General features: G+C 62.0%; 23 protein-coding genes and 1 tRNA gene. 7 read left to right on the top strand and 17 right to left on the bottom strand.

Annotated elements, in window-relative coordinates:
• Positions 1-10: 10 nt before the first annotated feature.
• The 3 genes from RYZ20_RS12365 to RYZ20_RS12355 all read right to left on the bottom strand — a co-directional run bounded on the left by RYZ20_RS12365 (position 11) and on the right by RYZ20_RS12355 (position 3,475).
• Positions 11-376 (bottom strand): DUF1850 domain-containing protein, encoded by a 366-nt coding sequence (locus tag RYZ20_RS12365; RefSeq protein ID WP_317673933.1) that lies wholly within the window; start codon positions 374-376, stop codon positions 11-13.
• Complete coding sequence (locus tag RYZ20_RS12360) at positions 373-2,463, bottom strand: TRAP transporter permease (protein WP_317673931.1); 2,091 nt, start codon at positions 2,461-2,463, stop codon at positions 373-375. Before RYZ20_RS12360 ends, RYZ20_RS12365 begins: the two co-directional genes overlap by 4 nt.
• A 64-nt stretch (positions 2,464-2,527) precedes the next feature.
• Positions 2,528-3,475, bottom strand: coding sequence for a TAXI family TRAP transporter solute-binding subunit (locus RYZ20_RS12355; RefSeq protein WP_317673929.1), 948 nt, complete (start codon positions 3,473-3,475; stop codon positions 2,528-2,530).
• A gap of 254 nt (positions 3,476-3,729) precedes the next feature.
• Here RYZ20_RS12355 and RYZ20_RS12350 point away from each other — a divergent pair, with 254 nt between their 5' ends.
• Entirely contained in the window at positions 3,730-4,515 is a 786-nt protein-coding gene (locus tag RYZ20_RS12350; protein ID WP_317673927.1) for an SDR family oxidoreductase, read from the top strand.
• Positions 4,516-4,573: 58 nt separating this feature from the next.
• Here the strand turns inward: RYZ20_RS12350 and clpB are convergent, their stop codons facing one another.
• Positions 4,574-7,189: an ATP-dependent chaperone ClpB gene (gene clpB, locus RYZ20_RS12345; protein ID WP_317673925.1), complete on the bottom strand. Its 2,616-nt coding sequence runs from the start codon at positions 7,187-7,189 to the stop codon at positions 4,574-4,576.
• A gap of 215 nt (positions 7,190-7,404) precedes the next feature.
• Between clpB and pyrF the strand changes: the two genes are divergently transcribed.
• A complete protein-coding gene (gene pyrF, locus RYZ20_RS12340) occupies positions 7,405-8,115 on the top strand; it encodes an orotidine-5'-phosphate decarboxylase (protein ID WP_317673923.1) in 711 nt (236 codons plus the stop codon).
• Positions 8,116-8,148: 33 nt separating this feature from the next.
• Here pyrF and RYZ20_RS12335 read toward each other — a convergent pair whose 3' ends face one another.
• The 4 genes from RYZ20_RS12335 to RYZ20_RS12320 are packed head-to-tail and all read right to left on the bottom strand — an operon-like array spanning position 8,149 to position 9,770.
• On the bottom strand, positions 8,149-8,427 hold the full coding sequence (locus RYZ20_RS12335) for an NfeD family protein (RefSeq protein WP_317673921.1): 279 nt from the start codon (positions 8,425-8,427) through the stop codon (positions 8,149-8,151).
• A complete protein-coding gene (locus tag RYZ20_RS12330; RefSeq protein WP_317673919.1) occupies positions 8,424-9,305 on the bottom strand; it encodes an SPFH domain-containing protein in 882 nt (293 codons plus the stop codon). Before RYZ20_RS12330 ends, RYZ20_RS12335 begins: the two co-directional genes overlap by 4 nt.
• A 60-nt stretch (positions 9,306-9,365) precedes the next feature.
• Positions 9,366-9,524: a hypothetical protein gene (locus RYZ20_RS12325; protein ID WP_317673917.1), complete on the bottom strand. Its 159-nt coding sequence runs from the start codon at positions 9,522-9,524 to the stop codon at positions 9,366-9,368.
• A gap of 6 nt (positions 9,525-9,530) precedes the next feature.
• Positions 9,531-9,770: a GlsB/YeaQ/YmgE family stress response membrane protein gene (locus RYZ20_RS12320; RefSeq protein ID WP_317673915.1), complete on the bottom strand. Its 240-nt coding sequence runs from the start codon at positions 9,768-9,770 to the stop codon at positions 9,531-9,533.
• A gap of 111 nt (positions 9,771-9,881) precedes the next feature.
• Here RYZ20_RS12320 and RYZ20_RS12315 point away from each other — a divergent pair, with 111 nt between their 5' ends.
• Both RYZ20_RS12315 and RYZ20_RS12310 read left to right on the top strand, forming a co-directional pair.
• Positions 9,882-11,159 carry a DNA polymerase IV gene (locus RYZ20_RS12315; protein ID WP_317673913.1) on the top strand — a complete coding sequence of 426 codons (1,278 nt, stop codon included), beginning with the start codon at positions 9,882-9,884 and terminating at the stop codon, positions 11,157-11,159.
• Between the two features lie 57 nt (positions 11,160-11,216).
• Complete coding sequence (locus tag RYZ20_RS12310; protein WP_317673911.1) at positions 11,217-11,588, top strand: CZB domain-containing protein; 372 nt, start codon at positions 11,217-11,219, stop codon at positions 11,586-11,588.
• A gap of 6 nt (positions 11,589-11,594) precedes the next feature.
• Here RYZ20_RS12310 and RYZ20_RS12305 read toward each other — a convergent pair whose 3' ends face one another.
• Positions 11,595-12,449 carry an N-formylglutamate amidohydrolase gene (locus tag RYZ20_RS12305; protein ID WP_317673909.1) on the bottom strand — a complete coding sequence of 285 codons (855 nt, stop codon included), beginning with the start codon at positions 12,447-12,449 and terminating at the stop codon, positions 11,595-11,597.
• Positions 12,450-12,598: 149 nt separating this feature from the next.
• Here RYZ20_RS12305 and RYZ20_RS12300 point away from each other — a divergent pair.
• The 3 genes from RYZ20_RS12300 to RYZ20_RS12290 all read left to right on the top strand — a co-directional run bounded on the left by RYZ20_RS12300 (position 12,599) and on the right by RYZ20_RS12290 (position 14,734).
• Positions 12,599-12,673 (top strand) — tRNA-Val (locus tag RYZ20_RS12300).
• 76 nt (positions 12,674-12,749) lie between these two features.
• Entirely contained in the window at positions 12,750-12,875 is a 126-nt protein-coding gene (gene ykgO, locus RYZ20_RS12295) for a type B 50S ribosomal protein L36 (protein WP_013069105.1), read from the top strand.
• A 149-nt stretch (positions 12,876-13,024) separates the two neighbouring features.
• Positions 13,025-14,734, top strand: coding sequence for a PHA/PHB synthase family protein (locus RYZ20_RS12290; protein ID WP_317673901.1), 1,710 nt, complete (start codon positions 13,025-13,027; stop codon positions 14,732-14,734).
• Positions 14,735-14,789: 55 nt separating this feature from the next.
• Here the strand turns inward: RYZ20_RS12290 and RYZ20_RS12285 are convergent, their stop codons facing one another.
• The 8 genes from RYZ20_RS12285 to RYZ20_RS12250 form a co-directional block, all read right to left on the bottom strand.
• Positions 14,790-16,010, bottom strand: coding sequence for a phenylacetate--CoA ligase family protein (locus RYZ20_RS12285; RefSeq protein ID WP_317673899.1), 1,221 nt, complete (start codon positions 16,008-16,010; stop codon positions 14,790-14,792).
• Positions 16,011-16,096: 86 nt separating this feature from the next.
• Complete coding sequence (locus RYZ20_RS12280; RefSeq protein WP_317673897.1) at positions 16,097-16,930, bottom strand: ABC transporter ATP-binding protein; 834 nt, start codon at positions 16,928-16,930, stop codon at positions 16,097-16,099.
• 63 nt (positions 16,931-16,993) lie between these two features.
• Positions 16,994-18,283: an ABC transporter substrate-binding protein gene (locus tag RYZ20_RS12275; RefSeq protein ID WP_317673895.1), complete on the bottom strand. Its 1,290-nt coding sequence runs from the start codon at positions 18,281-18,283 to the stop codon at positions 16,994-16,996.
• 80 nt (positions 18,284-18,363) lie between these two features.
• Entirely contained in the window at positions 18,364-19,440 is a 1,077-nt protein-coding gene (locus tag RYZ20_RS12270; RefSeq protein ID WP_317673893.1) for a branched-chain amino acid ABC transporter permease, read from the bottom strand.
• A 46-nt stretch (positions 19,441-19,486) separates the two neighbouring features.
• A complete protein-coding gene (locus RYZ20_RS12265) occupies positions 19,487-19,675 on the bottom strand; it encodes a hypothetical protein (RefSeq protein WP_317673891.1) in 189 nt (62 codons plus the stop codon).
• A 205-nt stretch (positions 19,676-19,880) separates the two neighbouring features.
• Complete coding sequence (locus tag RYZ20_RS12260) at positions 19,881-20,870, bottom strand: branched-chain amino acid ABC transporter permease (protein WP_317673889.1); 990 nt, start codon at positions 20,868-20,870, stop codon at positions 19,881-19,883.
• Positions 20,871-20,944: 74 nt separating this feature from the next.
• Positions 20,945-21,766, bottom strand: a complete 822-nt coding sequence (locus RYZ20_RS12255) for an ABC transporter ATP-binding protein (protein ID WP_317673887.1) — start codon at positions 21,764-21,766, stop codon at positions 20,945-20,947.
• Entirely contained in the window at positions 21,763-23,760 is a 1,998-nt protein-coding gene (locus tag RYZ20_RS12250; protein ID WP_317674144.1) for an AMP-binding protein, read from the bottom strand. Before RYZ20_RS12250 ends, RYZ20_RS12255 begins: the two co-directional genes overlap by 4 nt.
• Between the last annotated feature and the right edge of the window lie 22 nt (positions 23,761-23,782).

The raw sequence follows: 23,782 nt of genomic DNA, 5'->3' as shown, positions 1-23,782 counted from the left end.
CCCCTGCCCCTTAGTCACCGCATGGGCGCAAGACTATCGGCTCTTCGGCCTCGACGCCAAGGGGGATGCAGCGCCCATCGGCACAAAGCTCCCAACCCGAGGGCGTCTCCCCCGAGGCGGCCAGCACCAGTTGCGGCACAGGCGGCGCGTCGGGGGACCAGACCCACCAGCCATCCTCGAACCAGCCATCCGGCCCCGGCTCCATCCCCGCGCCCGAGCCTTTGACCGCCGCGCGCGTCAGATGGAACTGCCCGTCGCGCAGCTGCCAATCTTCGTGCCAACCCTCTTTTTCGACCGAATGCGTCCACTCCAGCGAAAACGCCCCGTCCGTCCCAAGCGCCACGGCCAGCGCCCCCGCCAGAAGGCAGGCGCTCATGCTGTGGCCCCTTGCGCGCGACGCAGCCACAACAGCGCGCCAAAGACCGCCGCCAGCGCAAAGCCGATCTCGTCGGTCACGGCATAGGCTGCCACCAGCGAGAACGCGCCAACCATCGCTACGCCCCGTTCCCACAGCGCCAGCGGACGGCCCAGCCAGCCGATCACCGCCGCCCCCCAAAGGGCAAGCGCCAGCACCGCCTTCAGCACAACATAGGCCACGGCCGGGGCATAACCGATGCTCTCTGCCAGCGCGCCCCCGTCTTGCAGCATCAGCGCGGGCGTATAGACGGCCATGAAGGGCACCACAAAGCCCGCAGCCGCCACCTTCACCGCCTCGAAACTGATCCGAAGGCCGGACTCGCGTGCAATCGGCGCGGCGGCAAAACAGGCCAGCGCCACGGGCGGCGTCAGATCTGCCAGAATGCCGAAGTAGAACACGAACATATGGCTGACGAGCAGCGGCACCCCAAGCGCCAGCAGCGCCGGCCCCGCAATCGACGAGGTGATGATGTAGTTCGGGATCGTCGGTATCCCCATCCCCAGCACGATGCAGGTAATCATCGTCAGAACCAGCGACAGGAACAGGCTGCTTTCGCCCACACCGACGATATATTGCCCGAATGTATTTGCCGCCCCCGTAAGCGTCATCACGCCGATAATCACGCCCACCAGCGCGCAGGCGATGCCCACGGGCAGCGCGGTTTTCGCCCCTTCGGCAAGGCTGTCACGGCACAGCGCCAGGGTCTCGCGCCCGCCTTTGGAAAACACATTCACCGCAATCAGCGCCGCAAGCGCGATCAGCACGATATTCAGCCCGAACTTGAAAAACGCCGCCGCAATCAACCCAAGGAACACCCAGAAGATCACCCGCAGAACACCTTGCGGCAGGCCAAGCGCGACCGATCCGCCAAGGATCAAAAGCCCCGTCAGCGCCAACCCAACCGTCCCCGCGAACAAGGGCGTGTAGCCCGAGAACAAGAGGTAGACCAGAACGGCCAGAGGCAGGATCAGATACCAGCCCTCTTTCAGCGCCGCCTTGGCCGAGGGCAGTTCGTCGCGCGACAAGCCACGCAGGTTGCGCTTGCCAGCCTCAAGGTGGACCATCCAGAAGACGCCCAGAAAATACAGGATCGCCGGGATCAGCGCGGCCTTGACCACCTCGACATATTCCACGCCCAGGGTCTCGGCCATGACGAAGGCCACCGCGCCCATGACGGGCGGCATGATCTGCCCGCCCATCGAGGCCGTCGCCTCGACCCCGCCCGCGAATGCCGAACGGTATCCAAAGCTTTTCATCAGGGGAATGGTGAACTGCCCCGTGGTCACGACGTTCGCAACCCCCGACCCCGAGATCGTGCCCATCAGCCCCGAGGACAGCACCGACACCTTTGCCGCGCCGCCCATCTTATGCCCGACAAGGCCAAGCGAAACATCGGTGAACAGCTTGATCATCCCGGCCTTTTCAAGGAATGCGCCGAACAGGATGAACAGAAAAATATAGGACGCCGAGACATAGGTCGGGATGCCGTAAATCCCCTCGGTGCCATAGGTCAGGTGCTCGATCACCTGCGACAGGTCATAGCCGCGATGGTCCAGCGGCGCGGGCAGATGCTCGCCCCACAGTGCATAGGACAAAAACACCCCCGAAATGATCGGCAGTGCCGGCCCCATCAGCATCCACGCAGCCGTAAAGATCGTGACCAGCGCCACGACACCCATGACAATATCGCGCGCCAGCGGGTCGCCCGCGCGCATCAACAGATCAGTGTATTCAACGGTCTGATAGGCCGCGACCGCAATGCCCGCCGCCGCCAGCACATAGGCCAGCCCGCGCAGCACCGTGCCCTTATGCTTGGCGATCGCCAAAAGCGGAAAGCCCAGCGCCATCAGGAAGCCCACATGGACCGCGCGCACGATCTGGCTTGCAAGGTCGATCACATGCGCCGCGATCGCGATCTGGAACAGCGCGAAAGCCACAGCCAGCCAGAACAGCAGGCGCCCTTCGGTGTTATGCGGAAAATTCTCTGCCAGCGGATCGTGCAGACCCAGTTCCTCGTCGGGCAGAACGTGCTTGTCCTGTTCCATCTATCCCTCCCTGATACGCAAGACGGCCCGGCGCACCGGACCGCCATCTGATTTGCAAGCGTGCTTAGAGCAGGCCTTGCTCTTTGTAGTAACGCTCGGCACCCGGATGCAGCGGGATGGGCGAGCCCTTGACCGCATTCTCCAGCGAAATCGCGCCAGCCGCCGAATGGGCCGCTTTCAGCGTATCGAGATTTTCAAACAGGAGTTTGGTCATCTGATAGGCCACCTCGTCCGACACATCCTCATGCGTGACAAGGAAGTTCACCACGGCGACGGTCGGAACGTCCTCGGTCTGCCCCTCATAGGTGCCTGCCGGAATGGCGCTGGCGATATAGGGCGCGCCAAGCGAGTCCGCGACCTCGGCGGGAACCGAGACAAAGTTGATCGCCTGCGACGAGGACAGATCCTTCAGCGCCGCATTCCCCAGACCCGACGATTGCAGCGTCGCATCAAGCTGGCGGTTTTTCATAAGCTCGACCGATTCCGCAAACGGCAGGTATTCGAGCTTGCCCAGATCGTCATAGCTCATCCCCGCCGCGCCAAAGATCGCGCGGGCGTTCAGCTCGGTGCCGGATTTCGCCGCACCGACCGAGAGGCTCTTGCCCTTCAGGTCCGTGATGGTCTTCGCGCCGGTCTCTTCCAAGGCCGCGATCTGGATCACGTTCGGATAGATTGCCGCAATCGCGCGCAGCTTGCCCAGAGGCGCCTTGAAGCCGACCTCGGCATTGCCTTCCCATGCGTATTTCACGGAATCGCCCAGCGCAAAGGCCAGCTCGCCCTTGCCCTGCTGTAGCAGGTTCAGGTTTTCCACCGACGCCTTGGTCGATTGCACCTGCGTACGCGCGCCGTCGATACCCTTGGCGTATATATCCGACAAAGCCACGCCAAGCGGATAATACACGCCCGAAGTGCCGCCGGTGAGCACGTTGATGAATTCGCTGGCCTGCGCGACGGGTGCCGAAAGCGCGATGGCCCCGGCGACGACCGCGCCGAGCTTGATGTTGTGGAACATCGTTTCCTCCCTTGTGTTCTCCCGCTCCTCGCGGGACTGGCGCTAGGGTGAAGATCTGGCCCTTTCGATCAATTGCTTTTGGCGGCGGCGACCCAGTTTCGTCGCAAGCTTCCGCCAGCGCCATGGCAGAGTTCCGCCAGCCACCATAAAAACAAGGCGCATTGCGAGAAGGGCGCTTGCGCCGTTACAACGGACAGGGCTGGACAGTCCGGTGCCTCTTGCCAAGCATCGGGACCGGAGAAAAGGGGGACGACATGGATCTTGGGATACAGGGAAAGACCGCGCTGGTGCTTGGCGCAGGCGGCGGATTGGGCAGCGCGATCGCCCGCGCGCTGGCGGCTGAAGGGGTGAAGGTCGCCGTTGCCAACCGTGGCGCAGAGGCCGCAGATCGCGTGGCCGCCGAGATTACCGCCGCCGGAGGGACCGCAATTGCGCTGGCATGGGATCTGGGCCATCCCGACCAGATCGAGCCAAACATCGTCAGGGTCGAGGAAACCCTTGGCGAGATCGACATCCTGATCGCAAACACCGGAGGCCCGCCGCCTGGCACCGCCGCCGGACGCGAGCCAGACCTGTGGCGCAGCCAGTTCGAAAGCATGGTGCTTTCGGTCTATGCCATCGCGGATCGGGTCTTGCCCGCAATGCGCCGCAAAGGCTGGGGCCGGATCGTGACCTCGACCTCGTCAGGCGTTGTCGCGCCGATCCCGAACCTTGGCCTGTCGAACGCGCTGCGCGGCGCGCTGGTGGGCTGGTCGAAAACGCTGGCCAGCGAGGTCGCCAAGGACGGGATCACCGTGAATATCGTCATCCCCGGCCGGATCGAGACAGCGCGGATCGGGTTCCTTGACAGCAAACGGGCCGAACGCGAGGGCCGCAGCCTCGAAGAGGTGCAGGCCGACAGCCTTGCCGCGATTCCGATGGGCCGCATGGGCGACCCGCAGGAATACGCCGATGTCGTGACTTTCCTTGCCAGCGCGCGGGCCTCGTATGTAACGGGCAGCATGGTGCGCGTGGACGGGGGCGCCATCCCCAGCGTCTGAATGAAACCGGCGCAGACCTATCTGGCCCGCGCCGTCATTTCTTAAATCGGACCCGCCCTTAGTGGACAGGCGCCGCCGCAGGCTTCTCGCGGGTCGAGGCCGAAACCTTACCCCCCACAACCAGCCCCGCGTCGCTTGCGGTGACGCTCACCGTGTCGCCATCCTTGACCTCGCCGCCAAGGATCAACTCGGCCAGCGGGTCTTGCAGATGGCGCTGGATCACGCGTTTGAGGGGCCGCGCGCCGAACACAGGGTCATAGCCCTCATCGGCCAGCCACATCCGCGCCGCCTCATCCAGTTCCAGCGTGATCTTGCGCGCCGCCAGACGTTTCTCGAGCCGCGCCAACTGGATCGAGACGATCCCGTCCATGTCATCGCGCTTGAGCCGGTGGAAGATAATCCGGTCATCCAGACGGTTCAGGAACTCGGGGCGGAAGTGATGTCGCACGGCCTCTTCCACCTCGGCTCGCGCCTCAGATCCATCCGCGCCTTCGGGCAACTGGCTCAGCGCCTGAGACCCGAGGTTCGAGGTCAGCACGATCAGCGTTTGCTTGAAATCGACCGTGCGCCCCTGACCGTCGGTCAGAACACCATCATCCAGCACCTGCAACAGCACGTTGAACACATCCGGGTGCGCCTTTTCGACCTCGTCGAACAGCACCACCTGATAGGGGCGCCGACGCACGGCCTCTGTCAGGACACCGCCCTCGTCATAGCCCACATATCCGGGCGGCGCGCCAATCAAACGCGAGACCGAATGCTTCTCCATGAACTCGGACATATCAATGCGCACCATCGCCTGATCGTCGTCGAACAGGTAGTTCGCAACGGCCTTGGTCAGTTCGGTTTTCCCCACACCCGTCGGCCCGAGGAACAGGAACGACCCAAGCGGACGATTTTCGTCGTTCAGGCCCGCACGCGCACGGCGCACGGCATTCGCAACCGCATGGATCGCATCGTCCTGCCCGATCACCCGCTTGTGGAGCTCATCCTCCATCCGCAGCAGTTTTTCGCGCTCGCCTTCAAGCATCTTCGAGGTCGGGATGCCGGTCCAGCGTTCGACAACTTCTGCGATCTGCTCGGGGCGGACGGCCTCTTCGACCAGCACATCCTCTTCGGCTGTTTCCGCCGTTGAGAGCTGCTTTTCGATCTGCGGGATGATGCCATAGCTCAGCTCCCCCGCACGGGCGAGGTTGCCTTCGCGTTTGGCCTGTTCCAGTTCCGCCCGCGCCTTGTCGAGCTTCTCTTTCAGGTCACGCGCCGAGTTCAGCTTGTCGCGCTCAGCTTCCCATTTCGCGGTCAGCTCAGAGGCACGCTCTTGCAGATCCGACAGCTCTTTCTCCAGCTTCTCAAGCCGGTCGACCGAGGCCGCATCGTCCTCTTTCTTCAGCGCCTCTGCCTCGATCTGCATTTGCAGGATCTGGCGATCCAGCGCATCCAGCTCTTCGGGTTTGCTGTCCACTTCCATCCGCAGACGCGACGCCGCCTCGTCGACAAGGTCGATCGCCTTGTCGGGCAGGAAACGGTCGGTGATATAGCGGTGCGACAGGGTCGCCGCCGCCACCAGCGCGCTATCGGAAATGCGAACCCCGTGGTGAAGCTCGTATTTCTCCTTGATGCCGCGCAGGATCGAGATCGTATCCTCGACCGTCGGCTCTTCGACCATCACGGGCTGGAAGCGCCGCGCAAGGGCCGCATCTTTCTCGACATATTTGCGGTATTCATCCAGCGTCGTGGCGCCGACGCAGTGCAATTCGCCCCGCGCCAAGGCAGGTTTGATCAGGTTGGCCGCGTCCATCGCGCCATCGGATTTTCCCGCGCCGACCAGCGTGTGCATCTCGTCGATGAACAGGATGATCTCTCCCGCTGCCGCCTCGATCTCCTTGAGGATCGACTTCAGGCGTTCTTCAAACTCGCCGCGGTATTTCGCACCAGCGATCAGCGCGCCCATATCCAGCGCGAGGAGTTTTTTGTTCCGCAGGCTCTCGGGCACATCGCCGTTGATGATGCGCAGCGCCAACCCTTCGGCGATTGCAGTCTTACCGACACCCGGCTCCCCGATCAGAACGGGGTTGTTCTTGGTCCGGCGCGACAGCACCTGCATCGTGCGGCGAATTTCGTCGTCCCGCCCGATGATCGGGTCAATCTTGCCCTCTTCGGCAGCCTCGGTCAGGTCGCGCGCATATTTCTTGAGCGCCTCATAGCCCTCTTCGGCCGAGGCACTATCCGCCGTGCGGCCCTTGCGCAGATCATTGATCGCGGTATTGAGCTTTTGCGCCGTCACCGCGCCCGCATCCAAGGCATCCTTGGCGCGCGTGTTCACCACCGTCAGCGCCATCAAAATACGCTCGACCGGCACAAAGCTGTCGCCTGCTTTCTTGGCGATCTTCTCGGCCTCGTCGAGCACACGCACGAGGCTTTGATCGACATAGACCTGCCCCGCTCCGCCCGAGACTTTGGGCAGTTTGTTGACCGCCAGATCGACTGCCTCGGTCACGCGCTTGGCCTCGCCGCCCGCGCGCTGGATCAGATTGGACGCAAGCCCCTGATCGTCATCCATCAATGCTTTCAAAAGATGCTCGGGCACAACCTGCTGGTGGCCTTCGCGCATCGCGATGGTCTGCGCCGCCTGAATGAACCCGCGCGACCGCTCCGTGAACTTTTCCATGTTCATCGGCATACTCCTTTTCCAAAGCCCCCGGAAAATCGAAGCGCCCTGATTAGGCACGCCTCTGGCCGGGTCTCGATACCAAGATGGGAGACAGCCCCCGCCCCTTCAAGGGGCTGCGACGCGCGCCGCACCGGATTTTCGCCACAAGGTAAACCGCCCGCCCCTTGACGCGCGGGCGATGCGCGCGCAAACGGGGGAAAACGCGAAAGGAGCCCCCGATGAGCGAAGTTCTTACCGCCGACGACCGCCTGATTGTTGCCCTTGATGTCCCCAATGCGCTGGCCGCGCTGGAGCTGACGGAAAAGCTGGGCGATGCGGTCTCGTTCTACAAGATCGGCCTTGGGATGCTGACCGGCGGCGGGCTGGCGCTGGCGAACGAGCTCAAGCAAGAGCACGGCAAGCGCATCTTTCTGGATATGAAGTTCTTTGACATCGGCGCGACCGTTGAAAAGGCCGTGCGCGGGATTGCGCAGTTCGACCTCGATTTCCTGACCGTCCACGGCGACCCCTATGTGGTGAAAGCCGCAAAAGAGGGTGCGGCGGGCAAAGACCTGAAAATTCTGGCGGTGACGATCCTGACCTCGCTGGACCGCGAAGACCTGAATGGCGCGCTGATCAAAGAGGGCGACATTGCGGACCTCGTGCAGGAACGCGCAGGCCGCGCCTTTGCCGCTGGCGCCGACGGCGTGATCGCCAGCCCGCGTGAGGCCGCGATGATCCGCGCGCTTCCAGAATCCGCAGGTAAGCTGATCGTGACGCCCGGCGTGCGCCCCACGGGGGCCGCGCTTGGCGACCAGAAGCGGGTCGAAACGCCCGCCTCGGCGCTGACCGCTGGCGCCGACCATCTGGTCGTTGGCCGCCCGATCTGGCAGGCCGATGACCCGCGCGCAGCCGCGCAGGCCATCTTGCGCGAAATCCGCGACATCTGAATGAAAAGGCGCGGGGGTGGTCCCGCGCCTTTTTCAGTTCTCGTTGATGTCGGTGTCCCAGATCTTTGCCTGACCCTGCCGGACACCCGAGACCTTGCGCATCACCAGCCACGCGACCAGCGCAACGACCGCCAGACAGAGCAGCATCGGCGGCAACGAAGCCCCCAGAACGCCCGCCCAGATCAGCACACCGACAACACCCGCGCCGATGGCAAAGCCAAGCAGGATGAAACCGGGCGCGAACATCTCAAGCGCACCAAGAACCAGCCCCGCGACAACCCAGGCCCAGGCCTCTTGCCAAAGCGCCGTCATTTGCCGATCCCCCGCAGCATCGCAAACGCATCCGAGAACGCCTCAAGCGCGGAAGCGGGCAGAAGGATCGTCTGCTTGCCGTCGCCTTTTCCGACCTCGGAGAGCGCCTCTACCTGACGCAGCGCGATCTGGTATTGCGCCGCCTCAAGCCCGTTCTTCGCAATCGCCTCGGCAATGACATTGGTCGAGAAAGCCTCGGCCTCGGCCATGATGCGCTTCGCCTTGGCCTGCTGTTCGGCTGCGTAAAGTTCGGCATCCGCCGCAAGCTCGACCGCGCGCTTCTTGCCCTCGGCCTCGGTCACCTGCGCACGGCGCGCCCGTTCCGCATTCAACTGCTGCAGCATTGCGGCCCGCGTCGCCTCATCAAGGTTAACGTCCAAAATCTCGGCCCGCGTGACTTCGATCCCCCAGTCGTCCACCATCGCGGCAACCTGCTCGCGCACCTTCGAGATAAGCTGCGCGCGGTTCGACTGCACCTCGTCCAGCTCCATCACGCCGATTTCCGAACGCACGATCCCCGCAACGGTCGTTGCGATCGCAGCATCCACATCGCGGATACGATAGACCGTCTTTTCCGGCTCGATGATGCGATAGAAAACCGAGGTTTCGACCTTCACCAACACGTTGTCGGCGGTGATCGCATCTTGCAGCGCATTGGGAAGCTGGCGCTCCAGGATCGAGATTTTGTGCCGCACCACATCGAGAAACGGCACGATAAAGTTGATCCCCGGCCCAAGCACGGCACGCAGGCGGCCAAACCGCTCGACCACATGCTTTTCGGACTGCGGAACGATCCGCACGCCCAGAAAGATCGACAGGATAATGAACCCTGCAAGCGCCAGAAGAATGGCGTTTCCGCCAATAAAGTCACCGATCATACGCAATATCCTTGATAATTACCGCGTCCAATATAGGGGCAAACCTGCCCACAAAACAGATCAGGCAGGGGTCCAGTGCAGCAGTTTCACCCCCAAAAGCACCAGAACCGCCAGAACGGCCCATCCACCGGGGCGCGAAATCAGCCAGAGCGAGAGCATAAACGCATAGGTCACAAGCCGCGTGGTCGCCATCGTGGCAAAGCTGAAAATCGGCAGCATCGGGGATTACCTTTTCGGCCCGTAGGTCTGCCACAGCCAGATCAGCGCCATTGCGCCAAGGACCGCGCCGACCAGCCCCGCGAATATCCCCGCCATCGCGATCAGCGCGCGCAAGGTGAACCCGCCGATCAGCGCGCCCGCAATCCCAATCGCCAGTGTCGTGGGAATATCCGCATCGACCCGCATCAGCCGCGTTGCCATAAACCCCGCCGCGATACCGATGATAATTAACGGAATGACACCCATCGCCCTGCTCCTTTTGTTGCCTCGGATAATGCCCGCATGACGACCGATTGGAAAGCCCCGCCCCTCTCGCCAGTGGCGCGAATTGCGCGTAAGTTACTGGCGGAGCCAAACATGCCAGCCCTTTGCCGCGATTGCCTGACCCAGTTCGACACCGCCCCCGCGCGCTGCCCGCGCTGCGGGCGCACCCGTATTCTGGCGCATCCCGAACTGTTTGATCTGCCCATCGCCCATATCGACTGCGACAGCTTCTATGCCTCGGTCGAGAAGCGCGACGATCCGACTTTGGCCTCAAAGCCCCTGATCGTCGGTGGCGGCAAACGCGGGGTTGTGACGACGTGTTGCTATATCGCGCGGATTTCCGGCGTGCGCTCGGCGATGCCGATGTATCAGGCGATGAAACTCTGCCCCGATGCCGTCGTGATCCCGCCGCGCCTGCCCTATTACGCCGAGGTATCGCGCCAGATCCGCGCGAAGATGGAGGCGCTGACACCGTTGATCGAGCCTCTCTCGCTGGACGAGGCGTTTCTTGATCTGGGCGGGACCGCGCGGCTGCATCATGCCCCGCCTGCGGTTCTGATGGCCCGGCTTGCGCGCGAGATCGAGCAAGAGATCGGCGTCACCGCCTCGGTCGGGTTGTCGCATAACAAGTTTCTGGCCAAGATCGCGTCAGACCTTGATAAGCCGCGCGGGTTTTCGGTGATCGGGCGCGGCGATACCGACGACTTCCTGCGCGACAAACCGGTCTCGATTTTATGGGGCGTGGGCGCGGCGACGCGCGCCAGCCTTGGTCGCGCGGGGCTGCGCACCTTGGCCGACATCCGCCGCGCGGGTCAGGATGAAATGATGCGCCGCTTTGGCGCCTCGGGGCTACGCCTGTGGCAGCTTGCCCATGGCACCGACCAGCGCCGCGTCATCCCGAACGAGCCGATGAAATCGGTGTCGAACGAAACCACCTTTGACACCGATATTTCTGACCGCGCGGTGCTGATGGCGCATCTGTGGCACATGGCCGAGAAGACCGCAACGCGGATGAAGGCCAAGGGGCTGGCGGGGCGAACGGTTACGCTTAAGCTACGACGCAAGGATTTTTCAGCGCTGACGCGGCAAACCCGCCTTGATGAGCCAAGCCAACTGGCCGACACGCTGTTTCGCACGGGCGAGGCGCTGTTTGAGCGGCTGAACGAGGATGGCCCCTACCGGCTGATCGGGATCGGCTTTTCCGATCTCTCGCTTGCAGACGGACATGATCCGACAGGCGATCTTCTGGACCCGCACGCAGCCCAACGCGCGAGCGCCGAACGCGCGGTGGACAAAATTCGCGCAAAATTCGGGGATACGGCCATTCGAAGCGGGCGCGGATTTGATGTCTCCGGCAAGCATCGGCGTTAGGACTTTCTTCAGATTTTCGGGCGTAACACCGCCGCGTTTTAAACGTTGGAGATTCTTATGTCGGACCCTTTACTCGCCCGCGCCTTGCGTGACGCAATCGGCAAACACGGAGCCTGGAAGCTCAAGCTGAAGACCTCGGTCACGCTTGGCAAGGCGATCATTCCTGCGGCCGAAGCCATGCGCGACGATTGCTGTGACTTCGGTCGCTGGCTGCACGCGCCCGAGCAGAAAGCCAACTACGGGCAAACGGTGCAATACCGTGTCATCACCCGCCTGCACCGGGAATTCCATCAATGCGCCGGAAGCATCATGCAGCAGGTCGAAGGCGGGAATGTCGCCAAAGCGGCACAACTTATCGACGCCGAATTCACCCCGCAGTCCGAACATCTGGTTCGCGGCCTGAACAAATGGGTAAGCGAGGCGGCCTGATCGCCCCTATTCGGCCGCAAGCCGCGCAGGTTTGCGGCCAATATCTGCAAGGCCGGCAATCACCGCCGCGATCCGTTGCGCAAAGGCATCGAACTCCGGCAAGGGCCGGATCGTGCGCTGGTCCATATAAAGTGCGCGGTCGATCTCGATCTGGAGCACATGGACCCCCTGATCGGGCTGCCCGTAGGTCTGCGCGATATAGGCGCCCGCGAAGGGCGCATTGCGCGCGACGCGAAAGCCCTCGGCCTCGAAAGCAGCCAACGCCGCACCAATCACACGGGCCGAGGCAGAGGCGCCATATCTGTCACCGATCACGATCTCCGGGCGCAGCGGCCCTGTTATCTCGATCGCTTCGCTTGGCATCGAATGGAAATCAAACAGAATCGCCTCGCCGAAGGCCGCGCGGGTTTCGTCGAGCAGCGCACGCAGGCAGGCGTGATAGGGGTGCCAGACCGTCGCCAGACGCCCCGCCGCCTCGGCCTGCGATAGCTTTCCGCGATAGATCGCCCGCCCGCCCGACACCACACGCGGAATCACCCCGAGCCCCGCCGCAATCCGCGCATTCGCTCGCCCCACCGCCCCCGCGATCACCGCCGGGTCAAGATCATCGGCAGACCGGTTCAGATCGACAAAAGCACGCGGGTAGCGCGCTGTCAGGACCGGCGCCCCCTCCACCGCAAGGAATCGGTCGACAAAGGCATCTTCCGAGGACCGCAGCACGTCCAGCGGCAAAACCGCCTGTGCGACAAAGTCGGCTGGATAAAAGTCTCCAGAATGCGGCGAGGCAAACACCGCCGAAGTGCTTTGCCGGTGGGGCAAACGCAGCGTATACGGCAATTGGGCGGCTAGTTTTGCAGGCATCGTCGGTTCCATTCTCCGATCTTGAGCTTACACATTATTTTTCCCGCCAAAACCCTCTTGAAAGCCGCGCCGGTTCCTTTTATAGACCGCCGGACCGAAACGATTTTGCGGCAAACTCCAGGGTTCCAAGCAGAATCAGACGGCAGCGTGGGCGGTTAGCTCAGCGGTAGAGCACTACGTTGACATCGTAGTGGCCACTGGTTCGATCCCAGTACCGCCCACCATTCGTTCACCGCCCCCGATATTGGCCGGGGGCATTGTTTTTCAAGGCGCACGCGCGCCGCGAATAGGAGAAGACCGATGAAGGTCCGTAACTCGCTCCGCTCGCTCAAGCAGCGTCACCGCGATTGCCAGATCGTGCGCCGTAAAGGCCGCGTCTACGTGATCAACAAGACGCAGAAGCGCTTCAAAGCCCGTCAGGGCTGAGGCGACAGAGCCGCAGATGAACAGGCCGCCGAGGGTTCCCTCCGGCGGCCTTTCTTTTTTCTGCATTGCAGAAAAATTCTGACCTGCGTCAAAGCCTTGTTATACTGCGTGGAATAGACTGCGCGCAGGAAACAGATGCGAGGCTCCGCATGACGAACGAACACCCGCACCACAACATTGATCGCGCCCTGCGCGCCGCCTTGGGGCGGCTGACCGGCGGCATTTCTCCTCATGCGACATCGGCGGCGATGGCGGATTGGGCGCTGCACCTGATGCGCGCCCCGGGGCGTCAGCTTGAACTGGCCGAACGGGCGGCGGGGAACACGGCGAAGGTCTGGTCCTATGCGATGCAGCAAGATGCGCCCCCGCCCTTCAAGGCTCCGGCTTATGACCACCGCTTCACTCATCCCGATTGGGCGAAAGCACCGTTCAACCTTTGGTCACAGGCGTTTCTGGCAACGCTCGACTGGTGGGAGGCCGCGACGACAGATCTGCCCGGCGTCGATCAGCACAACGCCGCGCGGGTGCATTTCATGGCGCGTCAGGCGCTGGATACGATCTCGCCGTCGAACTTCCCCACCACCAACCCCGAAATCATGGAGCGTCTGAAGGCCACCAACGGGCAAGCGCTGGCGGATGGCACGGCGTTGATGTTCCACGACATTCTGGAAATTGCCGCGCAAGAGCCGCCCCCCGCGCCCGAAGGGTTCGAGGTCGGCAAGGACATCGCCTGCACTCCGGGCAAGGTTGTCTATCGCAACGATCTGTTCGAGCTGATCCAATACGCGCCGCAGACCGAGACCGTCCATCCCGAGCCGGTGCTGATCGTGCCCGCATGGATCATGAAATATTACATCCTTGATCTCTCGCCCCGGAACTCGCTGATTAACTGGCTCGTGGGTCAGGGGCATACGGTATTCGCGATTTCGTGGTGTAATCCGGGGGCCGAACATGCCGAAGCCTCGCTGGAGGATTACCGCAAACGCGGCGTGATGGAGGCACTGGACGCCGTCACCGCCATCATCCCCGATCAGAAGGTCCACACCGTCGGCTATTGCCTTGGCGGCACGATCCTGTCCATCGCCGCCGCCACGATGGCCCGCGAGGGGGACGAGCGCCTCGCCTCGGTTACTCTGCTGGCCGCGCAGACCGATTTCACCGAAGCAGGCGAGATTTTGCTCTTTGTCGATGAAAGCCAGGTGGCCTTCCTGACCGATATGATGTGGGACAAGGGCTATCTGGAGCAAGGCCAGATGGCAGGCGCGTTCCGGGCCATCCGCGCCGAAGACCTTGTCTGGACCCGCGCCGTGCGGCGCTATCTGATGGGGCTGGAAGAGATGCCCTCGGATATGGGTGTGTGGAATGCGGACGCAACACGGATGCCCGCACGGATGCATTCCGAATACCTGCGCGCGTTGTTCCTTGAAAACCGGCTGACCGCAGGGCGGTTCTCGGTCGAGGGACGTGTGATTGCGATGAAAGACATCAAGGTGCCGATGTTCCTTGTCGGCACGGAAAGCGACCATATTGCGCCGTGGCACTCGGTCTATAAGACCAAGCTCTTCACCGATGGCGACCTGCATTTCGTGCTGACCAAGGGCGGCCATAACGGAGGTATCGTGTCAGAACCCGGCCACGGGCACCGCCATTACCGCATCGGCCACCGGCCCGCTGGCGCGCGCTATATGGACCCGGACCACTGGTTCGAAAGCCACCCGCGTAAAGAGGGGTCGTGGTGGCCCGAATGGGGCAACTGGCTGGCCGCGCACTCGGGCGCGCAGGTGAAGGCGCCCAAGACCGGCGGCGCGCGCTACCCCGCACTTTGTGCCGCACCGGGGGAATATGTGCTCCAGAAATGAAAAACGGCGGGTCGTGTAGACCACGACCCGCCGCGTTCAATTCGTTAGCGCGGGATCAGTCGTATTTGCGCTGATCCTCGATCACCACACCGTCATTGGGCAGTGCCCCCGGCGCGACCAGTTCGATCTGCCCCTTGAGCTTGAGCGCGGCGACTACCCCGCCTGCGAAACGCTCGGCATCAGCCGCCTCGGTCTCGATACGGATGGTCATCGCGTCCATCTCGCCCTGACGGGTCGCAATAACGCGCGCTTTCAGCACCTCCGGATGAGCCGCGACAAAGGCCGCGACCTGCTCGGGACGCACGAACATCCCCTTGATCTTGGCGGTCTGGTCGGCGCGCCCCATCCAACCCTTGATGCGGGTATTGGTGCGGCCACAGGGGCTTGCGCCCGCCATCACCGCAGAAAGGTCGCCAGTCGCAAACCGCACCAGCGGGTAGTCGGGGTTCAGCGTGGTCACGACGACCTCGCCCACCTCGCCCGCCGGAACCGGATCGCCAGTGCCGGGGCGCACGATCTCGACGATCACGCCCTCGTCAACAATCATCCCCTCCATCGCGGGGCTTTCGTAAGCGATATTGCCAAGGTCCGCCGTCGCATAGGCCTGAAGGCAGGTGATCCCGCGATCGGCATATTCCTGACGCAGGCTCGGGAACAGCGCGCCACCCGACACGGCAGCCTTGGTGAATTTCAGCGCCTCGCCCATCTCGGCGGCCTTATCAAGGATCACCTTCAGATAGTCGGGCGTGCCTGCATAGACGGTGCAGCCGATGTCAGCGGCGGCACGCACCTGCAATTCGGTCTGGCCCGTTCCAGCGGGCAGAACGGCTGCGCCGACAGCACGCGCACCGTTTTCAAAGATCATCCCCGCCGGCGTCAGGTGATAGCCAAAGCAGTTCTGAACTATATCGCCTTCGCCCACCCCACAGGCGTGGAGGAAGCGCCCCAGCCGCCACCAATCGTGGCTGACACCGCCGGGTTCGTAGATCGGCCCCGGCGATTGGAAAATGTGGGCGAAGGCATGGGCCGGCTTCGTCGTCAAACCGCCAAACGGGGCGGATTGCTTCTGTGCCGAACCCAGATCCGATTTCCGCAGGACCGGAAGCCTGGCCAGATCGGCCAGAGAGGTAACACTGGCCGGGTCGATCTCGCCAAGATGCGCCCTCAGGCCCGGCGCCTGCATGGCCCGCGCCAGAACCTGCGGCAGATCGCGGGCCAAGGCGGCAGCGCGCGCATCGGCCGAGCGAGTTTCGAGATCGTCGTAGTAGCGGCCCATGGCACAGCCCCCTCGTTTTCAGGCAGTCCTTACCCGAGCTGCGCGGCACACTCCCGCGCAACATTTGTTTAACTTCAATACCTTACTTACGCGAGCCAGCGCTTGCGGCGGCGATAGCTGCGCACATCGCGGAACGACTTGCGCCCGTCATCCGACATGCCGAGATAGAACTCTTTCACGTCGGGGTTTTCGCGCAGTTGCGCCGCTGGTCCGTCCATCACGATCCGGCCCGATTCCAGAATATAGCCGTAATGCGCATAGCGCAGCGCGACGTTGGTGTTCTGCTCGGCCAGAAGGAAGGTCACGCCTTCGCCTTCGTTCACGGCTTTCACGATCTCGAAAATCTGCTCCACAAGCTGCGGCGCCAGACCCATCGAGGGTTCGTCCAGCAGGATCGTTTCGGGGCGGCTCATCAGCGCGCGGCCCATCGCGACCATCTGCTGTTCCCCGCCCGAGGTATAGCCCGCCTGCGATTTGCGGCGCTCTTTTAGGCGCGGGAAGTAGTTATAGACCATCTCGAGGTCTTTCATGACCTCGGCGCGCCCGTCGGTGCGGGTATAGGCGCCGGTCAGAAGGTTCTCCTCGACCGTCAGGTGTTCGAAACAGTGGCGGCCTTCCATCACCTGGATCACGCCTTTGCGCACCAGATCGGCGGGCGACATATCCTGCACGCGGTCACCGCGGTAGATGATGTTGCCTTTGGTCACTTCGCCGCGTTCCGACTTGAGCAGGTTCGACACTGCCTTCAGCGTCGTCGTCTTGCCTGCGCCGTTACCGCCCAGAAGCGCGGTAATGCCGCCTTTCGGGACTTTCAGGCTCACGCCTTTCAGAACGAGGATCACATGGTTGTAGATCACCTCGATATTGTTCACTTCCAGCAGAGCATCCTGTTCTGCGGATTGAGGGGTGGCGTCGAGCATGGGTCACCTCTTGGGTATTGCGGGTGGTCCGGCCCGGGCGCGGTGCCCGGACCGGAGAGGGTCTTAGTTGCAGCGCTCTGCGATGTTGTTCTCAGAGGCGAAGGCAGCCGAGTCTTCGGCAACCAGCATGTCGATCACTTCGGCGTCCGAGGTGATCCAGTCCGAAGCCGGGTTCCATTTCTTGCCAGCGGCATCCCACTGGAAGATCTGGGCCGAACCCGGGCCACCGTGGTCAGCGCACGATGCCTTGATCGGCTGCGCAAAGCCCGGCAGGCCAAGCTCGCCAAGGCGGGCTTCGGTCAGGTCGAGGTTTTCAAAACCGTCGCGAACCTGCGTCGGCGTCACTGCCGAAGTGCCGGCCATGCCCTGAGCGGTGCGGATCGCTTCCGAGATGATCATCGCCGCATACATGCCACGCGAATAGAGCATGGTGCCGACCTGATCGCCTGCGCCTGCGGCTTTACCAGCGTCGACCACATACTTCTGGAGGTCGGCATAGACCGGATAGTCAGCGCCCGTGCCGTGGAACGAGATCGTGGTGTAGCCGTTAGCTTTGTCGCCAGCCGGAGCCACGTCGTTTTCCGAACCCGACCACCAGACGCCGATGAAGTTCTCCATCGGATACTTGATGTTCACGGCTTCCTGAATGGCGACCTGGTTCATCACGCCCCAGCCCCACATCAGAACGTAGTCGGGCTTGTCGCGGCGGATCTGGAGCCACTGCGATTTCTGCTCCTGGCCCGGGTGGTCAACCGGAATGGTCGACAGCTCGAAGCCATGCTTCTTCGACAGTTCCTCAAGGGTGCGGATCGGCTCTTTACCGTAGGCCGAATTGTGGAACACGAGGGCGACTTTCTTGCCCTTCAGATCGCCACCGTTCTTGCTCAGCAGGTGCTTGATCGCGATCGAAGCGCCGTCCCAGTAGTTCGCCGGGTAGTTGAACACCCATTCGAACACTTTGCCGTTCGCAGCCGAGGTGCGGCCATAGCCCGGCGTATAAAGCACGCGGTTGTCAACGTTGACCTTCGGGATCAGCTGGTAGGTGATGCCGGTCGAGAGCGGGTTGTAGACAACAGCGTTGTCGCCCTTGGTGGCCTCGTAGCACTCAACGCCTTTTTCGGTGTTATAGGCGGTCTCGCACTCCGGCACGACGATCTTTTCGCCGCCGACACCACCATCACGCTCGTTCAGAAGCGTCATGTAGTCGTTGAAGCCGTCAGCATAGGGAATGCCGTTCGCGGCATAGGGGCCGGTGCGGTAGCTCAGGTTCGGCACGACGATGTCGGCCAGCGCCGGAGCAGCCACGCTTGCGGTCACGGCCGCGGCCACGATTGCTGCAAAAGTTTTCTTCATAGAGTTCTCCTCCCAGGAACAAGTGATTGGATCCGTCGGGGGTTCCGCCCCCGTTTTCGGATAGTTTGGTGGCCCGCCCCTTAGTGCGGGAAAGGCCAAAGCCGGAGCTTTTCTTTTGCCACGCGCCACAGTTGCGCGAGGCCATGGGGTTCCGCGATCAGGAAGATCACGATCAAAGACCCCACGATCATCAGCTCGATATGGGCGGCCAGATCGGTCGGCCAGCCAAGCGCGCCAACGAGCGTATTCTTCAGGAACACCGGCAGCAGCACGAGGAACGCAGCCCCCGCGAAAGACCCGAAGATCGAGCCAAGACCGCCGATAATCACCATGAACAGAACAAGGAACGATTTCGAGATGCCGAACGCCTCGCCCACTTCGGCAGCGCCAAGGTAGACCGCGAAGAACAGCGCGCCTGCGATCCCGATAAAGAAGGACGACACCGCGAAGGCCGAGATTTTCGTCGTCAGCGGGTTCACCCCGATGATCTCGGCGGCGATGTCCATGTCGCGGATCGCCATCCATTTGCGCCCGATGGTGCCGCGCGTCAGGTTACGCGCAACAAGGGCCACGATGGTCAACATGATCAGGCAGAACATGTATTTCGCGGTAGCCGAGGTCTGCGCGCCGGTCACGAACACGCCAAAGACGGTGCGCTCGGGGGCGTTGATCTGGCCCGAAGCCGAGTAGTTGTAGAACCACGGCACCTTGTTGAAGAGCCAGACAAGGAAGAACTGCGCCGCCAGCGTCGCCACGGCAAGGTAGAACCCTTTGATCCGCAAGGATGGCAGGCCGAACAGAACGCCCACCGCAGCGGTGATCCCACCGGCCAGCAGGACGTGGACAAAGACCGAAACCTCGGGGAAAGCGGTCATCAGCTTGTAGACCGCATAGGCGCCCACAGCCATAAAGCCGCCGGTGCCAAGGCTTACCTGCCCCGCATAGCCCACCAGAACATTCAGCCCGATCGCGGCGATCGAGTAGATCAGGAAGGGCACGAACACGGCGTTCGCCCAGTAGTCGTTGATGAAGAGCGGAATGATCCCGTAGGCGGCCGCCAGCACAAAGAAATAGCGCAGGCGATCGAACTTGATCGGGAATGTCTGGCTGTCGTCGCGGTAGGACGTTTTGAAATCACCAGCCTCGCGGTAGAACATCAGATTTCCCCCCCTTTGAAGGTATGGGGGAAATTATGCTCCCCCGTCAGCAGCCGCCGTGCCGGATCCTGAGCCAGGACCACATCCCGGCGCCCGCTCCGGCCGCAGCCAGCAACATATTGAGTGTTTGCAATCCGGCCGGCTCGTCCGCAGGCGCGGCCAAGGCGATCCATCCGAAGGCCAGCGCGGCGCCCCAGCCTATCGTGAACACGGTTGCACAGATTTTCATGATCAAAGGATCTCCCGTTCCTTTGTGCCGCCCCGAAGGGTTGCACATGCGTCCAGACGATCCGGCCCGGGCCTCCCAACCCGTGAGCGGCCGTATCTGCGTCAGGATGTCGCACCTCGGAAATCCGATCAAGAAGAATGTTAGCGTTCACCGCCAGTTGATTGCAGGTTTTTGCATATATCTGGATGAAAGCAGCCATTGCGATTGCTCCTCACACCCGCTCGATGATCTTTTCGCCGAACAGCCCTTGCGGACGGAAGACGAGGAAGACCAGCGCCAGCACATAGGCAAACCAGTTCTCGGTCGCGCCACCGATCAGGGGGCCGGCGAAGAACTCGAACAGTTTTTCGCCCACGCCGATGATCAGGCCGCCAACGATAGCGCCGGGGATCGAGGTAAAGCCGCCCAGCATCAGCACCGGCAGAGCCTTGAGTGCGATCAGCGAGAGCGAGAACTGCACACCCGATTTCGAGCCCCACATGATACCGGCGACCAGCGCCACGAAGCCCGCGATCGACCAGACCAGAACCCAGATGAAGCGCAGCGAGATACCGACCGACAGCGCGGCCTGGTGGTCGTCTGCCACGGCGCGCAGCGCGCGGCCTTGCTTGGAATACTGCGAGAACAGCGTCAGCGCCGTCACCAGCAGGATCGCCACGATCGTCGCCACGATGTCGAGGTTGTCGATGAAGAAGCCGTAGCCCAGCATCGAGTCGGTCGCGCTTTCGATCATCTCGTTGATGCCCTGCGGCAGGCCGACATCGAGCGTCTTGATGTCCGAGCCCCACATCACATCGCCAAAGCCTTCAAGGAAATAGGCCATGCCGATGGTCGCCATGAACAGGATGATCGGTTCCTGGTTGACCAGATGCTTCAGCACCAGCTTTTCAATAATGATAGCCAGCACCACCATCACGGCAGCCGTCAGCAGGATTGCAAGAAGGGCGGGGATTTTCCAGCCGAACTCGGTCACATGCAGGCCGGTCATCGCGTTAATCAGATGGGCGAAAGGCACCTGGCCTTCCTGAATCCCCACCAGCGTCAGCGCCGCGAACAGCGCCAGCACGCCTTGAGCGTAGTTAAAGATGCCCGAGGCTTTGAAGATCAGAACGAAGCCAAGCGCCACCAGCGAATACATGACCCCGGCCATCAGGCCGTTGGCGGTCACTTCCAGTGCGAAAAGGATTTGATCAGGCAGCATGGCGGGCCTCCTTCGGCGCGCGCGTCAGCACGGCAGCAAGAGCTTCGGTTGAGTGCAGTTTGACGGATACCAGCTTAATCATGGGACACCCCCAGATACGCGTCGATCACATCCTGGTTGTTGCGCACTTCGTCTGGCGGGCCGTCACCGATCTTGCGGCCATAATCCATAACGACCACGCGGTCCGAGAGGTCCATAACCACGCCCATATCGTGTTCGATCAGGACAATCGTGGTGCCGAATTCATCGTTCACATCAAGAATAAAGCGGCACATGTCCTCTTTTTCCTCGACGTTCATGCCGGCCATCGGCTCGTCCAGCAGCAGGATCTTCGGCTCTGCCGCGAGAGCGCGCGCCAGTTCGACCCGCTTTTTCAGACCATAGGGCAAGCGGCCCACCGGCGTTTTGCGGATGTTCTGGATCTCAAGGAAGTCGATGATCTTTTCGACCTTCTCGCGGTGTTCGTCCTCTTCCTTGGCCGCACCAGACCACCACCAGCCAGCCTGCGCCAGCAGACCTTTTTTCATCATCGTCAGACGACCGGTCATGATGTTGTCGAGCACCGACATCCCGTCGAACAGAGCGATGTTCTGGAAGGTCCGCGCAATGCCAAGCTGGGCCACCTGATAGGGGCGCATCGGCCCGCGCTTGTAGCCCTTGAACCAGACCTCGCCCTCGGTGGGAATATAGAAGCCCGAGATCACGTTCAGCATCGAGGATTTCCCCGCCCCGTTCGGGCCGATGATCGCGCGGATCTCGCCGTCACGGATGTCGAAGGAAATGTCCTTGATCGCGACCACGCCGCCAAAGCGCAGCGTGATGTTTTTCAGTTCCATCAAGGTGCCGCCGATTTTGCGGCCGTCCTCGGTGATGTAGCCTTCGGTCATGTCGTTCATTCCGCGGCCTCCGGCGTCTTGGTGGTGGCGCCGACAACGCGCGCATCTTCCAGACGCAGCGTTGCCTTGATCGAGCCTTTGCGACCGTCTTCATAGGTCACTTCGGTTTCGGTGTAGATTTCCGAAAGCCCCGCATAGAGCGCATCAATCAGATCGGCGTATTTTTCAGCGACGATATTACGGCGCACTTTGCGGGTGCGGGTCATCTCGCCGTCATCGGCATCCAGTTCCTTGTGCAGGATCAGGAAGCGGCTGATCTGGCAGCCCGACAGGATCTTGTCCTGCGCGACCGAGGCGTTTGCCTCTTCGACATGGGCCTTGATCATCTCGTAGACCTTCGGGTGGCCTGCAAGCTCCTGATACGAGGCATAAGCGATGTTGTTCCGCTCGGCCCAGTTACCGACCGCCGTCAGGTCGATGTTGATGAAGGCGGTGCAGCTATCCTTGCCTGCGCCAAAGACGACGGCCTCAAGGATATTCGGATAGAACTTGAGCTTGTTTTCGACATACTTCGGCGCAAACAACCGCCCATCGGCCATTTTACCCACGTCCTTGGCACGGTCGATGATGCGCAGGTGGCCCGAGTCTTCCTCGAAGAACCCTGCATCCCCCGTCGCGACCCAGCCTTCCGGGTCTTTGGTCGAGGCAGTGCTTTCGGGGTTGTTGTAATATTCGACGAAGGTGCCCGCGCTGCGGTAGTAAACCTCGCCATTGTCGCCGATCCGCACCTCGACACCCGGAGAGGGCACGCCAACGGTATCCGAGCGCACTTCGCCATCGGGGTGCTGGGTGATGAACACCGACGCCTCGGTCTGGCCATACAGCTGCTTGAGGTTGATCCCGAGCGAGCGGTAGAACTCGAACAGTTCCGGCCCGATCGCTTCACCGGCGGTATAGCCCACGCGGATGCGCGAGAAGCCAAGCGTGTTTTTCAGCGGGCCATAGATGAAGAAATCGCCAAGCGCATAGCTGATACGATCCGCCAGAGACACCGGCTTGCCATCCAGAATAGCCGGGCCGACCTTGCGGGCCACCGCCATATAGCGATCGAACAGCCACTTCTTGAACTTGCCCGCGTCTTCCATGCGGATCATCACCGAGGTGAGCTGGTTCTCGAACACCCGCGGCGGCGCGAAGAAATAGGTCGGGCCGATTTCGCGCAGGTCCGTCATCATGGTTTCGGGCGCTTCGGGGCAATTCACCGTAAAGCCCGCCCAATAGGCCTGACCGATCGAGAAGATGAAGTCACCAACCCATGCCATCGGCAGATAGGCCAGAACCTCTTCATCCTTTTTCAGGCGATCAAAGCTTGCCGACGCCTTCGCCGTCTCGACAATGTTGCGGTTCGACAGAACCACGCCCTTCGGCTTGCCCGTCGTCCCCGAGGTATAAAGCATCACGCAGGTCGAGTCGTAGGTCAGCTCGGCAATGCGCTTGTTCAGCTCTTCTTCATAGCGGTAGTGACCGGCGCGGCCCTCGGATTGCACATCCTCCAGCGCGTTCATGCGCGAGTGGTCGTATTTCCGCATCCCGCGCTTGTCGGTATACATGACGTGCTTGATCGTGTGGAGCCGGTCCTCGACATCGACAACCTTGTCGACTTGCTCCTGATCGCCACAAACGACGAAACGCGCGCCGCAGTTTTCCAGAACATAGGCCATCTCTTCGGCCACAGCATCCTGATACAGCGGCACCGGAATCGCGCCGCACATCTGCGCGGCCACCATCGCCCAGTAATGCATCGGACGGTTGCGCCCGATGATCGCGATGTGATCTCCACGCTCGACACCGATCGAGAGGAACCCGAGCGCCATCGCGCGGATCTCTTCTTGCGTCTCGGCCCAGGTCCAGCACTGCCAGATCCCGAATTCTTTTTCCCGATATGCCGGCATGCGCGCGTAACGCTCAGCGTTTCGCGCAAGCAAAGCCGGAATCGACTGCAGGGCATTTCCTGCGGCGATTGCGTCAGCCAATGTTTCCTCCCTTGCGCCCATCTTCAGGCGCATTCCGCACGAA

It is taken from the genome of Pseudothioclava alba (genome assembly GCF_033100795.1).
In the GTDB taxonomy this organism is placed as follows: Bacteria; Pseudomonadota; Alphaproteobacteria; order Rhodobacterales; family Rhodobacteraceae; genus Pseudothioclava.
The sequence above is the reverse complement of the archived record's forward strand: the minus strand, read 5'-3'. Positions and strand labels throughout refer to the sequence as shown.